At 70.9% G+C, this 17,590-nt stretch carries 14 protein-coding genes; 8 read left to right on the top strand and 6 right to left on the bottom strand.

Features of this window, described 5'->3' with window-relative positions; genetic code table 11:
• The first annotated feature begins 289 nt into the window (after window positions 1-289).
• Window positions 290-4,804: a HAMP domain-containing protein gene (locus Q8791_RS01995; protein WP_330089825.1), complete on the top strand. Its 4,515-nt coding sequence runs from the start codon at window positions 290-292 to the stop codon at window positions 4,802-4,804.
• A 6-nt stretch (window positions 4,805-4,810) separates the two neighbouring features.
• Window positions 4,811-5,449: a response regulator gene (locus Q8791_RS01990; RefSeq protein WP_330089824.1), complete on the top strand. Its 639-nt coding sequence runs from the start codon at window positions 4,811-4,813 to the stop codon at window positions 5,447-5,449.
• A 192-nt stretch (window positions 5,450-5,641) separates the two neighbouring features.
• Here the strand turns inward: Q8791_RS01990 and Q8791_RS01985 are convergent, their stop codons facing one another.
• Window positions 5,642-6,808: a PAS domain-containing protein gene (locus Q8791_RS01985; protein WP_330089823.1), complete on the bottom strand. Its 1,167-nt coding sequence runs from the start codon at window positions 6,806-6,808 to the stop codon at window positions 5,642-5,644.
• A 103-nt stretch (window positions 6,809-6,911) separates the two neighbouring features.
• Between Q8791_RS01985 and Q8791_RS01980 the strand changes: the two genes are divergently transcribed.
• Both Q8791_RS01980 and Q8791_RS01975 read left to right on the top strand, forming a co-directional pair.
• Window positions 6,912-7,667 (top strand): ANTAR domain-containing response regulator, encoded by a 756-nt coding sequence (locus Q8791_RS01980; protein ID WP_330089822.1) that lies wholly within the window; start codon window positions 6,912-6,914, stop codon window positions 7,665-7,667.
• Window positions 7,668-7,719: 52 nt separating this feature from the next.
• Window positions 7,720-8,067: an STAS domain-containing protein gene (locus Q8791_RS01975; protein WP_330089821.1), complete on the top strand. Its 348-nt coding sequence runs from the start codon at window positions 7,720-7,722 to the stop codon at window positions 8,065-8,067.
• Here the strand turns inward: Q8791_RS01975 and Q8791_RS01970 are convergent.
• Window positions 8,057-8,989, bottom strand: a complete 933-nt coding sequence (locus Q8791_RS01970; RefSeq protein WP_330089820.1) for an anti-sigma factor RsbA family regulatory protein — start codon at window positions 8,987-8,989, stop codon at window positions 8,057-8,059. The genes Q8791_RS01975 and Q8791_RS01970 overlap by 11 nt on opposite strands.
• Before the next feature lie 89 nt (window positions 8,990-9,078).
• Window positions 9,079-10,356 (bottom strand): glycosyltransferase, encoded by a 1,278-nt coding sequence (locus tag Q8791_RS01965; protein WP_330089819.1) that lies wholly within the window; start codon window positions 10,354-10,356, stop codon window positions 9,079-9,081.
• 772 nt (window positions 10,357-11,128) lie between these two features.
• On the opposite strand from Q8791_RS01965, the gene Q8791_RS01960 reads away from it, so the two are divergent.
• Window positions 11,129-11,890: a PP2C family protein-serine/threonine phosphatase gene (locus tag Q8791_RS01960; RefSeq protein ID WP_330089818.1), complete on the top strand. Its 762-nt coding sequence runs from the start codon at window positions 11,129-11,131 to the stop codon at window positions 11,888-11,890.
• Window positions 11,891-12,026: 136 nt separating this feature from the next.
• Here the strand turns inward: Q8791_RS01960 and Q8791_RS01955 are convergent, their stop codons facing one another.
• The 3 genes from Q8791_RS01955 to Q8791_RS01945 form a co-directional block, all read right to left on the bottom strand.
• Complete coding sequence (locus Q8791_RS01955; protein WP_330089817.1) at window positions 12,027-12,698, bottom strand: copper resistance CopC family protein; 672 nt, start codon at window positions 12,696-12,698, stop codon at window positions 12,027-12,029.
• 81 nt (window positions 12,699-12,779) lie between these two features.
• A complete protein-coding gene (locus Q8791_RS01950; RefSeq protein ID WP_330089816.1) occupies window positions 12,780-13,358 on the bottom strand; it encodes a copper resistance protein in 579 nt (192 codons plus the stop codon).
• A gap of 281 nt (window positions 13,359-13,639) precedes the next feature.
• Window positions 13,640-13,903 carry a WhiB family transcriptional regulator gene (locus Q8791_RS01945; RefSeq protein ID WP_330089815.1) on the bottom strand — a complete coding sequence of 88 codons (264 nt, stop codon included), beginning with the start codon at window positions 13,901-13,903 and terminating at the stop codon, window positions 13,640-13,642.
• Window positions 13,904-14,684: 781 nt separating this feature from the next.
• Between Q8791_RS01945 and ectA the strand changes: the two genes are divergently transcribed.
• From ectA to Q8791_RS01930, 3 genes are all read left to right on the top strand, one after another.
• Entirely contained in the window at window positions 14,685-15,188 is a 504-nt protein-coding gene (ectA, locus tag Q8791_RS01940; RefSeq protein WP_330090128.1) for a diaminobutyrate acetyltransferase, read from the top strand.
• Between the two features lie 93 nt (window positions 15,189-15,281).
• Complete coding sequence (gene ectB / locus Q8791_RS01935) at window positions 15,282-16,547, top strand: diaminobutyrate--2-oxoglutarate transaminase (protein ID WP_330089814.1); 1,266 nt, start codon at window positions 15,282-15,284, stop codon at window positions 16,545-16,547.
• A gap of 131 nt (window positions 16,548-16,678) precedes the next feature.
• Window positions 16,679-17,080 (top strand): ectoine synthase, encoded by a 402-nt coding sequence (locus Q8791_RS01930; protein ID WP_330089813.1) that lies wholly within the window; start codon window positions 16,679-16,681, stop codon window positions 17,078-17,080.
• The last annotated feature ends 510 nt before the right edge of the window (window positions 17,081-17,590 follow it).

The raw sequence follows: 17,590 nt of genomic DNA, 5'->3' as shown, positions 1-17,590 counted from the left end.
CGACGGCGCGCTGCCGGGCTCCGTGCGGGAGCGGGGAGCCCAACATGGCGAACCCGCCCGTCCGCCCCATCCCGGCCGGTTAGTGTAAGTCGACACATCCGCTTCTTTCGGGTGGTACTTCGCGCGGGTAGCGTGACGGGGTGTCACCAAGGGTACGCGGGACGGACCGCGCACCCCCTGTCCGTGAGCCTCCGCCACGGCCCGGCCCGCCCCGACGGCGGTCCGGACCGGCAGGGCGGGCGCCCCGGCGGGACACCGAGGCGGCAACGCAGGTTGAGGAGGGGGTCCGATGCCCGAGGCGGTCAAGGAACTGGTGGCCGACGACCAGCTCGACGAGATTCTGCGTGCCCTGTACCGCATGCGCGACGGCGACTTCAGCGTCCGCCTCAGGAAACGCGGCAGCGGCACGGTCCGGGAGATCGCCTCCGTCTTCAACGAGGTGGTCGACCACAGCGAACAGCTCAGCAAGGAGCTGCAACGCGTCGGCGACGTGGTCCGCGACGAGGGGCGGCTCAACGAGCGGGTCAACGTCAACCCCTCCCGCGGGGCGTGGGGCGAGAGCGCACAGGCCCTCAACGAGCTCCTGGACGAGGTGGCCGAACCCCTGACCGAGGTCGCCCAGGTCCTGGACTCGGTCGCCGAGGGCCAGCTGAGCCGACGCGCCTCCACCGACGGCCGCCGCGGAGAGCTCAAGGGCGACCTGCTCCGTCTGGCCACCACCGTGAACCGCATGGCCGACCAGATGAGCGGGTTCACCGAGGAGGTCACCCGGGTGGCCCGCGAGGTGGGCACCGAGGGCAAGCTCGGCGGCTCCGCCCGGGTCGAGGGCGTCTCCGGCGCCTGGCGCGAGGTCACCGAGTCCGTCAACCAGATGGCGTCCCGCCTCACCGTGCAGGTCCGCGACATCTCCGAGGTGACGACGGCCGTGGCCCGGGGTGATCTGAGCAAGAAGATCACCATCGACGTCCAGGGCGAGATGCTCGACCTCAAGGACACCGTCAACACGATGGTGGACCAGCTGTCCACGTTCGCGGACGAGGTCACCCGGGTGGCCCGCGAGGTGGGCACCGAGGGCAAGCTCGGCGGCCGGGCCAACGTGCGCGGCGTGCAGGGCATCTGGAAGGACCTCACCGAGAACGTCAACTCGATGGCGGACAACCTGACCAACCAGGTGCGGGACATCTCGCAGGTGACGACGGCGGTCGCCCGGGGCGACCTCACCCAGAAGGTCCAGGTCGACGTCCAGGGCGAGATGCTGGCCCTGAAGAACACCGTGAACACCATGGTCGACCAGCTCGACTCCTTCGCCGACGAGGTCACGCGCGTGGCGCGCGAGGTCGGTACCGAGGGGAAGCTGGGCGGTCGCGCCAACGTCAAGGGCGTGTCGGGGATCTGGAAGGACCTGACCGACAACGTCAACTCCATGGCGAACAGCCTCACCTACCAGGTCCGCAACATCTCGCAGGTGACCACCGCCGTCGCCGCCGGTGACCTCAACAAGAAGATCACCGTGGACGCCCAGGGCGAGATGATGGAGCTGAAGGACACCATCAACAAGATGGTGGACCAGCTCGACTCCTTCGCCAGCGAGGTGACCCGCGTGGCGCGCGAGGTAGGCACGGAGGGCAAGCTCGCCGGGCAGGCCCACGTCCGCGACGTGTCCGGGGTCTGGAAGGACCTGACCGACAACGTCAACTCCATGGCCAACAACCTGACCTACCAGGTGCGCCAGATCTCCATGGTCACGCGCGCGGTCGCCGCGGGCGACCTGACCAAGAAGGTCACGGTCAACGCCAAGGGCGAGATCCTCGAACTCAAGGACACCATCAACGTGATGGTCGACCAGTTGTCCGCGTTCGCCGACGAGGTCACGCGCGTGGCCCGTGAGGTGGGAACCGAGGGCAAGCTGGGCGGTCGCGCCAACGTCAAGGGCGTGTCCGGCATCTGGAACGACCTCACCGAGAACGTCAACTCGATGTCGCACAACCTCACCACCCAGGTGCGCAACATCTCCGAGGTGACGACGGCGGTCGCGGCCGGCGACCTCACGAAGAAGATCGACGTCAACGCCCAGGGCGAGATCCTGGAGGTCAAGACGACGGTCAACACGATGGTGGACCAGCTGTCGGCGTTCGCGACGGAGGTCACCCGCGTCGCGCACGAGGTGGGCAGCCAGGGGCAGCTGGGCGGCCAGGCCAAGGTCGACGGCGTCTCGGGCACGTGGAAGCAGCTCACCGACAGCGTCAACGGACTGGCGGGCAACCTCACCACCCAGGTGCGGGCGATCGCCGAGGTGGCCAGCGCCGTCGCCGAGGGCGACCTGACCCGCAACATCCAGGTCGACGCCCGCGGTGAGATGGAACAGCTCAAGGACAACATCAACCTGATGGTGTCCAACCTGCGCGAGACCACCGCCACCCAGCGGGACGCCGACTGGCTCAAGTCCAACGTCGCCCGCATCTCCGGCCACATCCAGGGCCACCGCGACCTCAAGGAGCTGGCCCGCCTCATCATGACCGAGGTGACGCCGCTCATCGGGGCGCAGCACGGGGCCTGCTACCTGCCCGAGGCCCAGGACGACCAGGAGAACTTCCAGTTCTACGCGGGCTTCGGCTTCGAGCCGGGGGAGAGCCGGCGCCGCGTCCGCAAGGGCGTCGGGCTCATCGGCGAGGCCCTGTCCCAGCAGGTGGAACAGCAGGTGGGCAACATCCCGCCCGGGTACGTGAAGGTCGAGTCGGGTCTGGGCGAGGCCTCGCCCCGCAACCTGTACATCCTCCCGATCGTCTCGGAGGAGCGCGCCCTCGGCGTCGTGGAGTTCGCGTCCTACGGCGAGTTCCGCGAGATCCACAAGAACTTCCTGCGGCAGTTGGTCGCCCTGCTCGGCACCACGATCAACACCATCCTGGCCAACAACCGCACCGAGCACCTGCTGGAGCAGTCGCAGCAGCTCACCAGCCAGCTCCGGGAGCGCTCGAACGAGCTCCAGCGCCAGCAGGAGGAGCTGCGCGGCAAGAACGCCGAACTCCGGCAGAAGGCCACCCAGCTCGCCAACCAGAACCGGGCGATCGAGCTCCAGAACCAGCAGATCCAGCGTTCCAGGAACGCGTTGGAGGAGCGGGCGCACCAGCTCCAGGTCTCCTCCAAGTACAAGTCCGAGTTCCTGGCGAACATGTCGCACGAGCTGCGGACACCGCTGAACAGCCTGCTGATCCTGGCGCGCCTGCTCGCCGACAACGGCGAGCAGAACCTCTCGCCCAAGCAGGTCGAGTTCGCCCAGACCATCCACAAGGCCGGCAGCGACCTGCTCCTGCTCATCGACGAGATCCTCGACCTGTCCAAGGTGGAGGCGGGCCGCGCGGAGGTCCAGCCGAGCGAGGTCTCCATCGGGCAGCTGGTGGACTACGTCGAGGCGACCTTCCGCCCGGTCACGGGGGAGCAGGGGCTCGCGTTCGCGGTGGACGTCTCACCGGACATCCCGGGGACGCTGTGGACCGACGAGCAGCGGCTCCAGCAGATCCTGCGCAACCTGCTGTCCAACGCGGTCAAGTTCACGCCGCAGGGCGAGGTACGCCTCCTCATCGAGCCCGCGTGGGCCCTGGAGGGCGCCGACCTGGAGATGTTCGTGGAGGACGAGGAGGTCATCGCCTTCACGGTCGCGGACACCGGGATCGGTATCGCGGAGGACAAGCTCCAGGTCATCTTCGAGGCCTTCCACCAGGGCGACGGCGGCACCTCACGGCGTTTCGGCGGCACGGGCCTGGGGCTGTCGATCAGCCGGAACTTCGCCCGCCTGCTGGGCGGGGAGATCCGGGTGCAGAGCGTCGCGAACCAGGGGTCGACCTTCACCCTGCTGCTGCCGGTCCGCCTGCCCGAGGACGCCGGGGACCGGGACGACCAGGCGGTCGGCACGTCGTCGACGGTGCCCATGCTGGACGCCGGGCGCGGTGACGTGGACGCCTTCACCGACGCCTTCGGCCCGGGTACCGGGAGCGGTGTCGCACTGCACGACGACTTCGCCATGCCGGACGAGGACTTCGACGCGGCGGTGGCCGCCCTCACCGACATCGGCAACGAGCCGCTGCCGACGGTCCCGGTGCTCAAGGCGCCGGAACCGGCCGCACCGGCCGGCGACGAGAAGGCTGAGGAGCCGAAGGAGGTCGAGGCGCGCACGGATCCCGAGCGGCGCGCGGTCCTCGCGGGCCAGCGGGTCCTCATCGTCGACGACGACGTGCGCAACGTCTTCGCCCTGACGAGCGCCCTCGAGGCGCAGGGGCTGGAGGTCCTCTACGCCGACAACGGCCACGCGGGCATCGCGAAGCTGGAGGCCAACGAGGACATCTCCCTGGTCCTCATGGACGTGATGATGCCGGAGCTGGACGGCAACCAGACGACCCAGCGGATCCGGGAGATGCCGCAGTTCGTGGACCTGCCGATCATCTCGCTCACGGCCAAGGCCATGCAGGGGGACCGCGAGCGCAGCCTCGCGGCGGGCGCCACGGACTACGTGACCAAGCCCGTCGACTTGGACCACCTCCTGGACGTCATGAGGCGCTGGCTCACCGCGGGTCGCGAGGAGACCATCGCCGGAGCGGCGGCCCAGGACGCCGCCGAGGCGGCGTCCAGTGGCACCGGAACCGGGGGTTCCGGAGGAGGCGAGCCGGGGGGCGAGGACGCGCAGGACCCGCGGACCGGGCAGAATGGCGCGACGACCGGTAACGGCAACAACACCCGCACCAGTACCAGGGATAACACCGACCCGAACGGGGACACTGGCACCAGCACCCCGACCGAAGACCTGGAGTAACCCTCAGTGACCCAGAAGGCCAACATCCTTCTCGTCGACGACCGTGACGAGAACCTGATCGCGCTGGAGGCCGCACTCACGTCCCTCGACCAGAACCTGGTCCGAGCGAACTCCGGAGAGGAGGCGCTCAAGCACCTCCTGGGGACCGACTTCGCGGTCATCCTGCTCGACGTGGTCATGCCGGGGATGGACGGGTTCGAGACCGCCGCGCACATCAAGCAGCGCGAGAAGACCAAGGACGTGCCGATCATCTTCCTGACGGCTCAGGAGATCGACCGGCACCAGGTCTTCCGCGGCTACGCGTCGCGCGCGGTGGACTTCCTCCTCAAGCCGTTCGACCCGTGGGTGCTGCGTTCCAAGGTCGAGGTGTTCGTGGAGCTGCACCAGCTCAAGGCGCAGATGCGCGAGCAGGCCCGCGCGCTCCAGCGGGACCTCGGACAGGAGACCGGGGAGCCGGGCAAGGTGCTGGCCGAACAGCTGGCACAGCGCGCCCGCCAGGTGCAGTCCGACCTCGCCGAGCTGCGCGAGCACATCGTCACCAACTACCAGGACGTGGACCAGCCGCTGGTCAACGGCGTGCGCCGGATGGACCGCTCGGTGTCGCAGCTGAGCACGCTGGTGGACACCCTGCACGGTCCCGAGTAGCCGCGAACGTCGCGGGTCCGGCCGCACCGGCGCCGGGGCGTCCCGCCCGCGACCGGCACCCGCCGGCGGCCCGTCCCGCGCCGCCCCGGCGGCGCCCCCGGGGCGCCCCGCCGGGACCGCGCGGCGGTGCGGTCGGCTGTGCCGCCGCGGCCGTGGAGGGCGTCCGCCCGCCGGGGGGCCGCCCCCGGAGGGTCAGGCGGAGGGGCGGGGAGGCAGCGCGAGCCCGATGTGCTCGCCGATCTCCTCGATGAGGCCGAGGTCGGCCAGGCGGAAGCTGCCCCGGTTGCTGCGGCGGATCAGGGTGAGCGCGCCGCGCACACCCCGGCTCCCCCGGAGCGGGACGGACAGGAGCGACCCTGCCCCGAGCACCGCCAGGAGGGGAGCCCCCGACGCCGCCGCCCCCAGCACCGACTCGTCCTCGATGAGCGGGAACAGCAGCGACTGGCCCCGGCCGAGCACCTCGCCGGGGATGTCCGACCCGCCGGGGGCCACCGCCTCGACCTCCTCCCGCAGCCCGGGAGCCGCGTCGGGAGGGCCGGCGACGACGGCGCGCCGGGCGACCCCGGGGTCGGTGGGCAGGTCGCACACGTCCATGATCACCCAGTCCGCGTAGGAGTCGGCGAGCAGGTCCGCGGCGTCGGCCAGGGCGAGCGGCTCCCCGGCCCCGCCCGGACCCGCGGAGCGCAGCAGCAGCCGCGTCATACGGGTCAGCACGTCCAGCCGACGCGCGGCGAGGACCACGACCTGGTCCTCCACCTCCGGTTCGAGGGGGGAGGGGCCCTCCTCCTCGGCGCCGGGCATCGGCGGCGCCATCGCCACCAGGACCAGGGGGTTGGGCTCGGTGGGCAGTTCCACGCGGGTGAGGGTGAGGTGGACGTCCTCCGCCCACCCCCGCTGCGCCAGCCTGGTTCTCAGGGAGGCCTGCCCGTCACCGCGCAGGACGGCCGCGAGCCAGGACTGCATCGCGGCCCTCTTGCGCAGGTCCACGAAGTGGGCGAAGGGCTTCCCGGTGAGATAGCCGGGCGCGCTGCCCAGCTGGGCGGCGCCCGCGTTGTTGATCCGCCGGACGTACCCCTCGTGGTCCAGCAGGACGACCGGGACGCTCAGCTCCGTGAACACCGCACGGAGCAGTGTCCGGTCCTCGTCGTGCTGGCGGCGCGGCCCGGGCTGGCTGTGAGCCCGCGTCAGCTGTGCCCCCGCGTCGTTGAGCAGGCGCTCCGCGTACTCCAGCTCCGCCAGGGCCGCCTCGGCGGTCCCCTCGGCGTCGTCCGGGAACATGGTGTGCGTGTTTCGGAGGGCAACTATTCGCTCACTGAGAGCAGTGGTCTCCCGTTGCAGCCCGGCGAGGTTCTCCGGCACGCTCAGGTCTCCCGTCGTGGCTGGTCTCTCCCGGATGTCCGGGCCCGTGATCCCCAAGGTTACGGTTAGTGGACGTGCCCCGGACGCGGAAGGAGGCCGTCCTGTGTGGATCGAACGCCTGGCCCGCGACATCGGTGCGCTCGGACAGGCGGAGAACACCACCCTCGAACGCGCCATCGACCAGATGAGCAGGGCCGCCGCCATCGGGGTCCCCGGATGCTCGGCCGCCCTCGTGGTGGTCTGGAGCGAGGTCGAGGGGCCCGACGGGTCGGCCCGCCACGTGGTGACCGACTACGGCGCCTCCCACGACGACCTCTCGCTCGCCTTCGAGCACCAGTACACGACCGACCAGGGACCGACCGTGGAGGCCGTCCGGGAGATGACCCGCGTCAGCGTCGGCGACGTGCTCCGGGAACCCCACCGCTGGCCGCGCTACACCAGCATGGCGGTCCAGTGCGGCGACCGCTCCTCCCTCACCCTCCCCAGCCTGCTGCTCGGAGACGGCGCCGGCGACGACCGCGTGGTCACGTTCGGGGTGCACTCCGGCCGCGCCGACGCCTTCGACGAGCGAGTCGTCGCCCCTCTCACCGCCCTGCTGGCGGAGCACGCCGCCGCGGCCCTGCACGCGGTCGGGCGCCGGGCCGACGTGGCGCGGGAGACCGCGCACATGCGCCGCGCGATGTCCGCGCGCACCTTCATCGACCAGGCCAAGGGCATCATCATGCACGCGCGCGGCTGCGACGCGGACACGGCCTTCGCCGCCTTGCGGGAGGTTGCTCAGCGCAACCGCAAACGGGTTGTGGACGTGGCCAGGGACCTCGTCATGGAGAACACGGCGGGTGACGAGTCCCGAGCGTGATCGAAAACCGCCATGATGAGGCTCCGACCCGCAGCGACAAGGAGAATCGACCGTGACGTCAGACATCTCGATCCGTCGCGAGCATGACGTCGTCGTCGTCACGCCCGTGGGGGAGATGGACGCGGTGACCTCTCCCGGACTGGCCGACGTCCTGGAGGACGTCCTGGCCGCCGACCTGCCGCGGGGCGTGGTGGTCGACCTCGCCAAGGTCGGCTTCTGCGACTCGCGCTGCATCGGGGTGCTCGTCGCCGCCTACCGGCGAGGCCGGGACCTGGACGTGGGATTCGTGGTCGCCGAGCCGCAGCAGCAGGTCAACCGCCTGTTCGTGATAGCGGGAATCGACCAGGTCATCCCGATCCTGCCGACCACCGCCGAGGCCGTCGACGGTCTCAGGGGCTGAGAGCGCCGAGCCCGTCCACGAAGTGCAGCCGCACCGTCGAACCCTCAGCGGTCCCGCTGATCTCCATGAAGTCGCAGCTCTGCCGGGTGATCCACAGCCCGTACCCGCGCGGGCGCATGCTGTCGGCGGGGCGGTAGCCCGCCAGCGGGTCGGCGAGGCCCCCGTGCTCGTCGAACACGTCGCACACCCACCGGTCGGGCCCCCGCCAGACGCTGACGGAGCCCTTGCCCGCCCCGTGCTCCAGCACGTTCGCGGCCAACTCGTTCACGGCCACCACCAGGCTCTCGGCCCGGTGCGGCGCCATCCCCAGGAACGCGCAGAGGGCCGCCAGCTCGCGGCGCAGCCGGGGCAGGGACATCCCGATCTCCAACCGGTGCACGGGCCCGGTGGCGGGCAGGGGGGCGGGCGTGTCCGGCCTGGCGCCGAACGCCGCCGTCCCCAGGTAGCCGGGGTTGGGGCGGGGGCCGTCGGGGCCGACCAGCGTCGGGTGGGTGACGCGCACCGACGCACGGGCCCCCGGCGCGAGGGCCCGTGCGTCGTAGGCGCACAGCAGTCGCAGGCGCAGCGGCGCCAGTGCCGTGCACATGACCGACTCCAACCGCTGCCACTCGCGTGACTCCATCGCCGACCCGGAAGGGGTCGGAGGCTCCGCCACCAGCGTCACGGGTTCGTGGGTGAGGGTCAGGCGGTGCAGGGCCGCCAGGGCGCGCCCAGGGGCCTCGTAGAGCCCGTCCCTGTCGACCACGTGGACGCGCGCTCCCTCCGACGGCGTCAGGGAGCCGACGAGCACGGCGGCGCGGGCCTCGGAGACGGCGAGGACCGCGTGGGCGTTCCCGCCCAGCGCGGACCGCAGCCGCTCCCGGGCCGTGTCGAGGAACCACCTCTCGTCGTGGAAGAGGAGTCCCTGGTGCTCGAAGGTCATCGGCGCACGGCTCCGCGCCCCGGCCGCCCGGAGAGGGCTCCGCCGGACTCGGGGCGCGGACACGCGCTGGGAGTGGGAGACCACACGGATCAGCGAGTCGCCCCGGACAGCAGGAGGCCGCCCACCTCGCCCCCGTCGGCGCCCTCGTCCTCCACCTGCTGCGGGCGGGACCGGTCGTAGGCGATGGCGGTCTCCACGGCGATCCGCTGCCACGTGAACCGCGAGCGGGCACGGTCCACGGCGGCGATCCCGTACGCGGTGCTCATGGTCGGCGTGCTGAGCACGGCGCGCACGGCGCGGGCGACCTCGTCCGGCCGGCCGAACCGCATCAGCACGCCGCTGGTGCGGTGCAGGACCGCCCCCGGGGTCGCGCCGGTCGCGGTGGCCACGACGGGCAGGCCGCAGGCCATGGCCTCCAGGACGGCCCCGCCGTAGGGGTCGTAGGAGGCCGCGGACACATACACGTCCGCGGAGCGCAGCAGACGCGGGAGCTCCTTGCGCTCGACCGGTCCGACCAGGTGGACGCGGTCGTCGACCCCGGCCTCCTTGGCGAGGAGCTCGACCCTGCGGGCGTTCTCGTCGAGGGCCACGTCGAGGTCCTCGGCGGTGGAGACGAGCAGCAGCTCGGCCTCGGGAAGGCGGGTCATGGCCTCGACGAGGCGGTCGGCGCCGCCCGCCTCGGTCAGGGAGGTGACCGACACCAGCCTCGCGCGCTCCTCGCGCCGGGAGGTCCAGTGCTCGGTGGACGTGCCGCCCTCCATGCTGAAGTGGTCGGCGTCCACGCCGAAGGGGACGACGCTCACGTGGTGGCGGGGCACGCCCAGGCGGGCGAGCTCGCCCTGCTGGTCGGTGGAGTTGACCAGGACGTGGTCGGCGCGGGAGGCGAGGATCGTCTCCATGCGGGCGCGTTCCGGGTGGTGGGCCAGGCCGGAGCGCTGTTCGCTGGCGTTCAGGGAGTGGAAGGTCTGGACCAGGGGAGTGCCGCTCTGGTCGCCCTCGCTGTGGGCCTGGGCGTGCAGCGTCGCCAGGCCGCTGGTCCAGCCGATGGCGTGCAGGACGTCGGGCGCGTCCTCGTCCAGGACGGCGGCGAGGGCGGTGCCGAAGGCGCCGGTGTGCTCGGCGTGCTCCTCGGCGGAGAGCGGCCGGGCGGGGCCGGCGTCGAGGTAGGAGACGGAGACCCCCCGTGCCATCCGGGTGCGCCCGTCGGGCTGGGCGGGGTCACTCCGGCGGGAGTAGACCGTCACCTTGTGACCGAGTTTGGCCAGCTGCCTGGAGAGCGCGCAGACGTGCAGGCTCGCCGGGCAGGCGGGCTCGCCCCGGTGGGCGGGGAGCGGGTTGGCGTGTTCGGCGATCATCGCGATCTTCACTGGGCTGGACTCCTTGGGCAAGAACGGTGCCCGTCGTAGGTACGAACGCCCGAGGTGACTCCGGAGCGGGGATCGGAATCCCCTCGGGCGGGACGGTGGCTGTGCGGTCCTGGGGAGGGCGGGCGCACGGTGAGGGAGCGCCCGGGCACAGCGGGTGGTGGGCGCCCGGCAGCACTGAGGACCGTACGCACGGAGGGCGCACGGTTGCCGCGGGGCGGGCCGAGGGAGGAAAGAGGGAAGGGCAGACGCACGGAGATCACACCAAACGACCGTCGAAGGAGATCGAGGACCACCGGGGCGCGACGGAGTCGCGGCGCACGGGGCGGGTCGTGTGTGTCTGCGTCTTAGACACCCAACTGGCCCCATTCTGCCAGAAGCCTTGAGGGCGGACAACGTAGGGCCGATCTCGCACCATGCCCCAACGCGCCTTCGGGTCGGACCGTAATGCCCCGGGACCCCCTGTGCGCTGCGGGTTCTCCGTACCGGCCGATCGGCCCTGTCGGGCGCGCGTGGACGCCGCTACTGTCAGACCGGAACCACGGAAGGCCGCGACACACACCGGGGGCACATCCGTCACAGCACTTTTGTCGGCCGGAACCGGTGCGGGAACTGCATATCCGGGTGTTTTCCGCCATGATGTACGCGGATTTTGACCGACTCCAGCAGTAGGTCGGTACGGTTACAGAATCCAGACGTTGAACGGGACTCGACCAAGGTCCGGCGCGTGGCGCCGGGCAACCGGCCACGGCCGACGAAACGGGAGGAAGGGCGTATGGGTGTCGCTGGTGGGGAAGTCATTGTCACGGCCCTCACGCACCGGGGCGCTATCCGCCCCGCCAACGAGGACGCCGTCGTCATGGGTGCTCTCACCGTCGCCAGTGCGAACATGACCTCGCCGGTCCGCTGTGTGCTGCCGGTGAGCGAGCCCGTCATCCTGGCGGTCGCCGACGGGATCGGCGGACAGGCCGCAGGAGAGATCGCCTCGGAGCACGCCGTGCACCGCATGGCCGAGATGGGGCCGCGGCTGAACGGCCCCGAGGAGATCGCCCAACTGCTGAGCAACATCGACGAGGAGATCAAGGACCACGCCCTCCAGCACACCGAGTTCTCCGGGATGGGGACCACGGTCGCTGGCGTCCTGCTCAACAGCGACGGCAACTTCTGGTTCAACGTCGGAGACTCCCGGACCTACCGCCTGGAGGGCCGCCGCCTGAGGCAGCTCTCCGAGGACGACTCCCCCGCGCTCCCTCCCTCCGAGGACGGCCGTCCGGTCACCACCAACTTCATCACCCAGTCCCTGGGCGGCAGTTCGGGCGGCTCGATGGTCCCGCACGTGGGGCGCGACGACGCGGCCGACCCGAGCGCGTGGCTCATGTGCAGCGACGGGCTGTCCGACCTCGTCATCCCCGAGGAGATGGAGCGGATGATCGCGGAGGCGGGCAGCGACGAGGCCGCCGTGCACGCCCTGTGGCAGGCCGCCATGGAGGCCGGCGGCAAGGACAACATCAGCATCCTTCTGGCCCGCCGCGTCTGAGTCCGGCCCCGGCACACGTCGGGGACGGGTCCTGCCCGTGGGATCCGGTCCGGCGGGGGACGAACGCGAAGGGGCCCGTACACCGCGAGGTGTACGGGCCCCTGCCGTTCACGGACCGCGCGGGTCCGCGCTCCCCCTACTTCCGGTCGCCACCCGGGCGGTTGCGCATGCGGGCGAGGACGAGCACGACCGCTCCGATGCCCGCGACCGCGACGACGGCCACCACGGCCAGCGCCGCCAGGGAGACGCCGCCCTCGTCGGTCTCCTCGGCGGAGGCCTCCTCCGCCGCGGGCTCCTCGGCGGGCTCGTCGGCCTCCTCGGCGGCGGGCGACTCGCTCCCGCCCTCCTCGGGCTCGGGGGCCGCGGCCGCCACGGCCTCCTCCGTCACCGTGAACGCCAGGCTCTCCTGGATGGGGTGGCCGTCGGAGGACACGACACGGAACCCGATGGTGTACTCACCCGCCTGGTCCAGCGGGCTCAGCGCCACGGACACGTCCACGCCGTCGAACGTGAGCTCCCCGTCCTCGTAGGTGGTCTCCCCGTCCGGTCCCGTCACGACGACGGCACTGCCGCTCCCGCCCTCCATCGGCGCGTTGTTGAAGGTCAGCACGACCTCCTCGGGGACGGTCTCCAGGGTCTCGCCGTCCTCCGGGGAGGACCCGGTCAGCACGTCGTGCGCCAGCGCGGGCGAGGGCGCCAGGGCCAGGGCGACGGCGGCCAGGGGGGCCAGGAGGGCGGCGGCCGCGCGCGGGAGCAGGCGGGGAGCGGCCCCGGTCGCGTGGACGGGGGTGCTGCTGGTGGTGGTCATGTTCTTCTCTCAGCGTTCGTGTTCGGTTCGCGCCCGGTGCGCGGGTCCTCCCGTACGGGGGTTCCGCGCTGTGCGGGCCTCTCAGGCGGCGAGTGCGTACGAACCGGGGGGCCCGCGGGGCCGGTGCGCCGAGGGCGCGGCGGGGGAGGGCGCCGGTGACCGGGCCGGGCACCGGACCGGTCCCGGGGCGTCGAACGCGAGGTCGGGGACGAGCAGCGGCGGCAGGGCGCGGGCGAGCAGGGCGGCCAGGAACCACAGGGCCGCCTCGCCGTGGGCGAGCAGGGCCGAGGCGAGCAGCGCGGCCCACAGGTGCCCGAGCAGCATGCCGGGGGCGAAGCCGAGTGTGTGCGACAGGAGCCCGTGGCCGGTGTGGCCGGCGCCGGTGTCGAGGGTGCCGAACGCGGGGTCGACCGATCCCTGGAGGACGAGGTGCAGGACGATCTGGACCGTCGCCATGACGGCGAGGATGTCGCCGAAGCCGCGCATGGACCGGGTGAAGATCCAGAGCACGGGGAAGAGCACCGCGGTCGCCGCGGCGAACCCGCCCGTGGAGGCGGGTACCTCCGCCCACAGGTTGTGGCCGCCCCAGGCAAGCCCCGTGCACGCCGCGGCGAGGGACGCCGTGCGTGTGAGGCGGAGTGTGCCATGGGCGGGTCGCACGTGAACGAACCTAGGCCGTGCCCCGAGGGGCCGCAAGATCCCCGAAAGGTGAGAATCGCGCCTCTCCGGTCGCGACCGGGTACGGCGCGGGGCGGTACTCCACGGTTCGGCACCTCACGGCTTCGGTCGGACCGGCGGCCCTCCGGGCGGTAGGGCGGGCGGGGAGAGGAGTGCGGGAGGGGCGGACATGGAAGAGGCCACCGGGCGCGGTCCCCCGCGCTCCCGGCGGCCTCCTCCGTCGCCCCTCGCGGCCTTCCCGCGCCGGCGGACCCGCGGGTCCGCTAACTGGCCGGTACGAGCTCGCGCCGCATGTAGCGGCGCTGCTCGGGGGTGGTGCCACCCCAGACTCCGTGAGCCTCCCCGGCACGAAGGGCCCACCGCAGGCACTCTTGGCGAACAGTACAGCTGCGGCAGACGGCGACGGCCTGTTCGGTGTCGGCGCGCCCGATCCCGGTGCTGCTCACCGGGAAGAAGATCTCCGGGTCGTACGAGCGGCACGTGCCCTGCTCGACCCAGTCCTCGCTCTCGTGGTACAGACGGTTCACGGGGCGCCTCCGATCCGTGGCTTGGTCCATGGTCCGTGGGCCGCGCCGTGTTCCCACGGCGGGCCGGAAGTTCTCCGCCCCGCTGGCGTTCCCGTCGACCGGGTGGAACTGCGGCGAAGCGATGCGACTAAGTGTAGTACTACATGAGGTCGTACTACACGGAGTCTGCTCGAAATCCGCCGAATCATCAAGGACGTTCGTCCGTGTCAGCGCTCCGCCCCGCCGGGGACGGGCGCGCGACGGGCCTTGTGCGCCGGGCGTTCCGGTGCGGGAGGGGGTGGAGGAAATTCCAGCGCACAGACCTATTTCTGCGCCCCGGCGCGTAGCGTGTGACCTGAGCCGCCATCCGGCCGGACGTTATGTCGCGAGGTTCCCACCGAATTGATGTGACTTAACGCACGCTTAATATTGCTTGGTAAGGCTCTATGTTTGACCCTGTCGGGCGGCCGCCGCGCGAGGCGACGGCTCCGCCGCCGCGCGCCGCACACTGTCGGCCCGCTCGCCGAACCGCCTGATGGACGGGGCGTGGACGGCGGAATGCGCGCCCCCGGGACGCTCCTCGAAAGCCCTGGTCAGGGCTTTGGTTCGCTGTTAAATAGACGGGCCATACCCGATGTGAACCTCCCGAAACATCTGCGCGGAATCTCTCCGGAACCTCATTGACATTCGTTCGCTAAGTTCGATCGACGTGCCACATCTACGAACGAACCTCCAAGCACGCGACCGTACTGACACCGGGGCCGAGAGTCCTGAGACCACAGGGGCCGCGGGCCGTGGGGACGTGTGCCTCGCGCACCCCTCCCCGGAGGACGGGCCGCACATGTGGCGGCTGGCCCGGGAGACGGGAATGGACGTCAACTCCCCGTACGCCTACGCACTCTGGTGCCGTGACTTCTCCGCGACCAGCGTCGTCGCCCGCGACGACGAGGGCCGTGTCGCGGCCTACGTCACCGGGTATGTGCGTCCCGACAGCCCCGACACGTACTTCCTCTGGCAGGTCGCCGTCGACTCCGCGTTCCGCGGACAGCGGCTGGCCCGCCGGATGCTCGACTTCATCGGTGACCGGATCACCGACCGTGGTCTGCGCTACCTCGAAGCGACCGTCACACCCGACAACACCGCTTCGCGCGCACTGTTCGCGTCGTTCGCCCGGGACCGGGGTGCCGGGGTCGTGTGGAGTCCGCTCCTGACCGGGGAACACTTCCCCCAGGAGGGCGACACCCCCCACGAGCCCGAGGACCTGGTACGCATCGGCCCCTTCGACCAACCCGAGTCAGGGGCGTGACCGACCATCCGCACCGGAACGACCGATCCCGACCCACCCCGTCGTCCAAGCCATGAGCCCACGAACCTGGGGAAAGGAACCGAGGTACACACGATGGAGACCTTCCAGCGCCTGGAGTCCGAAGTCCGCGGATACTGCCGGAACTGGCCGGTCGTCTTCGACAGGGCGGTCGGAAGCCATGTCTACGACGAGACCGGAAAGCCCTACCTCGACTTCTTCGCAGGAGCCGGCTCGCTCAACTACGGGCACAACCACCCCGAGCTGAAGACCTCGCTCATCGAGTACCTGACGGACGACCGCATCGTCCACAGCCTCGACGCGTACAGCGTGGCCAAACGCGAGTTCCTGAAGACCTTCGACGAGATCGTCCTCAAACCGCGGGGTCTCGACTACAAGATCCAGTTCCCCGGTCCGGCGGGCAACAACGCGGTCGAGGCCGCGCTGAAGCTGGCCCGCAAGTACACCGGCCGCTCGACGATCGTGAACTTCACCAACGGCTTCCACGGCATGACCCTGGGCGCCCTGGCCGTCACCGGCAACTCGATGAAGCGCGGCGGCGCGGGCGTACCGCTCGACCACGTGGCCACGATGCCGTTCGACAACTACCTCGACGGGCGCACGCCCGACTTCCTGTGGCTGCGCAGCCTGCTGGACGACAGCGGCAGCGGTCTGGACAAGCCGGCCGCGGTCATCGTCGAGGCGATCCAGGGCGAGGGCGGCATCAACGTCGCCAGCGCCCAGTGGCTGCGCGAGCTCTCCGATCTCTGCCGCGAGTACGAGATCCTCATGATCGTCGACGACATCCAGATGGGCTGCGGCCGCACCGGGGACTTCTTCAGCTTCGAGGAGGCCGGGATCACCCCGGACATCGTCACGCTGTCCAAGTCCATCAGCGGTTACGGCCTCCCCATGGCGCTCACCCTGTTCAAGCGCGAGCTGGACGTGTGGGAGCCGGGCGAGCACAACGGCACCTTCCGCGGGTTCAACCCGGCGATGGTGACCGGAGCCGAGGCGCTGCGGCGCTTCTGGAGCGACGACGCCTTCTCCGCGTCCACCAAGGCCAAGGGCGACATGGTCGCCGCACGCCTGGGGGAGATGGCCGCCGAGCACTCCGACTTCGGGGCGCACGTGCGCGGTCGCGGCCTCGCCCGCGGCCTGGCCTTCGAGCAGACCGGCATCGCCAAGAAGCTCGCGGCCGAGTCGTTCGACCGCGGGCTGCTCCTGGAGACCTCCGGTCCCGAGGACGAGGTCGCGAAACTTCTTCCGCCGCTCACCGCGACGGAGGAGGAACTGACCGCCGGGCTTGACATCATGGCTGACGCGGCCCGTGCCGCGGTCAAGGTGGCCCAGCCCGCCTAGGGGAGACCCGGGCAGCGGTTCCACATCCGCGCGGCACGGGGTCGGACGGCACCCCCACGGGGGGTCGTCCGGCCCCGCGCCGCGTCGCACCACCCCAGCAAGGCGTAGCAGCGCGTTCAAGGAGGAAACCAGTGATCGTTCGCAGCATGGACGAGATCAACGACACCGAGGCCGACATCAAGACGGAGAACTGGCGCAGCCGCCGGATCATCCTGGCCAAGGAAAAAGTGGGTTTCTCCTTCCACGAGACCATCCTCTACGCGGGCACCGAGTCGACCTTCTGGTACGCCAACCACGTCGAGCTCGTGCACTGCATCGAGGGTGAGGCGGAGCTGACCAACGAGGAGACCGGGGAGAAGCACATCATCACCCCTGGCACCCTCTACCTCCTCAACGGCCACGAGAAGCACACGGTCCGGCCCAAGACGGACTTCCGCGTGCTGTGCGTGTTCAACCCGCCCGTGACCGGGCGCGAGGTCCACGACGAGAACGGGGTCTACCCGCTCGTCGTCGAGGAGGACGCCCCCGCGTAGGGCACAGACACGGCAGGAGGTGGGCGGGGTCCGCGTGGCGGACCCCGCCCACAGTCGTCACCTGGGTTTTGATGATGATCTCTGGAGCGGAACTCGGGGGGCGGTATGGGGTGAGAACAGCGCGTCGGTCACTCGACGCCCCAGTGTGACCGGGATTCGGACCCAGGGTCACCAGGCACAGGTGACCCGCCCTGAACAGGACGAAAGCCCGGTAACTCGACGACCGCGTATCCATAACCAGTGCATAACGGACTAAACGTGTCTCGTTACTGCTGGGTGTGCCCGGGGAGGGAGACCCCGTACCAGCGCCGCCGCTCCGTGTCCCGACCGGCGGCCGCAGCCGCGGCCCAGCGCCGCGAACCGCCCGCACCAGGCGCCCACCATCCGAATGCGCGGCGCACTCGCCCTGTGCTTCAGGCGGGAGCGTCGCTCTCGCGAACCATCGAGGAGCAGTCGTGAAGAAGCAGGTACCAGCGATCAGCCGAGGAACCTGGGGCCGCCGAGACGCAC

The organism is Nocardiopsis codii, from assembly GCF_036327455.1.
In the GTDB taxonomy this organism is placed as follows: domain Bacteria; phylum Actinomycetota; class Actinomycetes; order Streptosporangiales; family Streptosporangiaceae; genus Nocardiopsis; species Nocardiopsis codii.
This window is presented reverse-complemented; position numbering and strand designations above follow the sequence as displayed.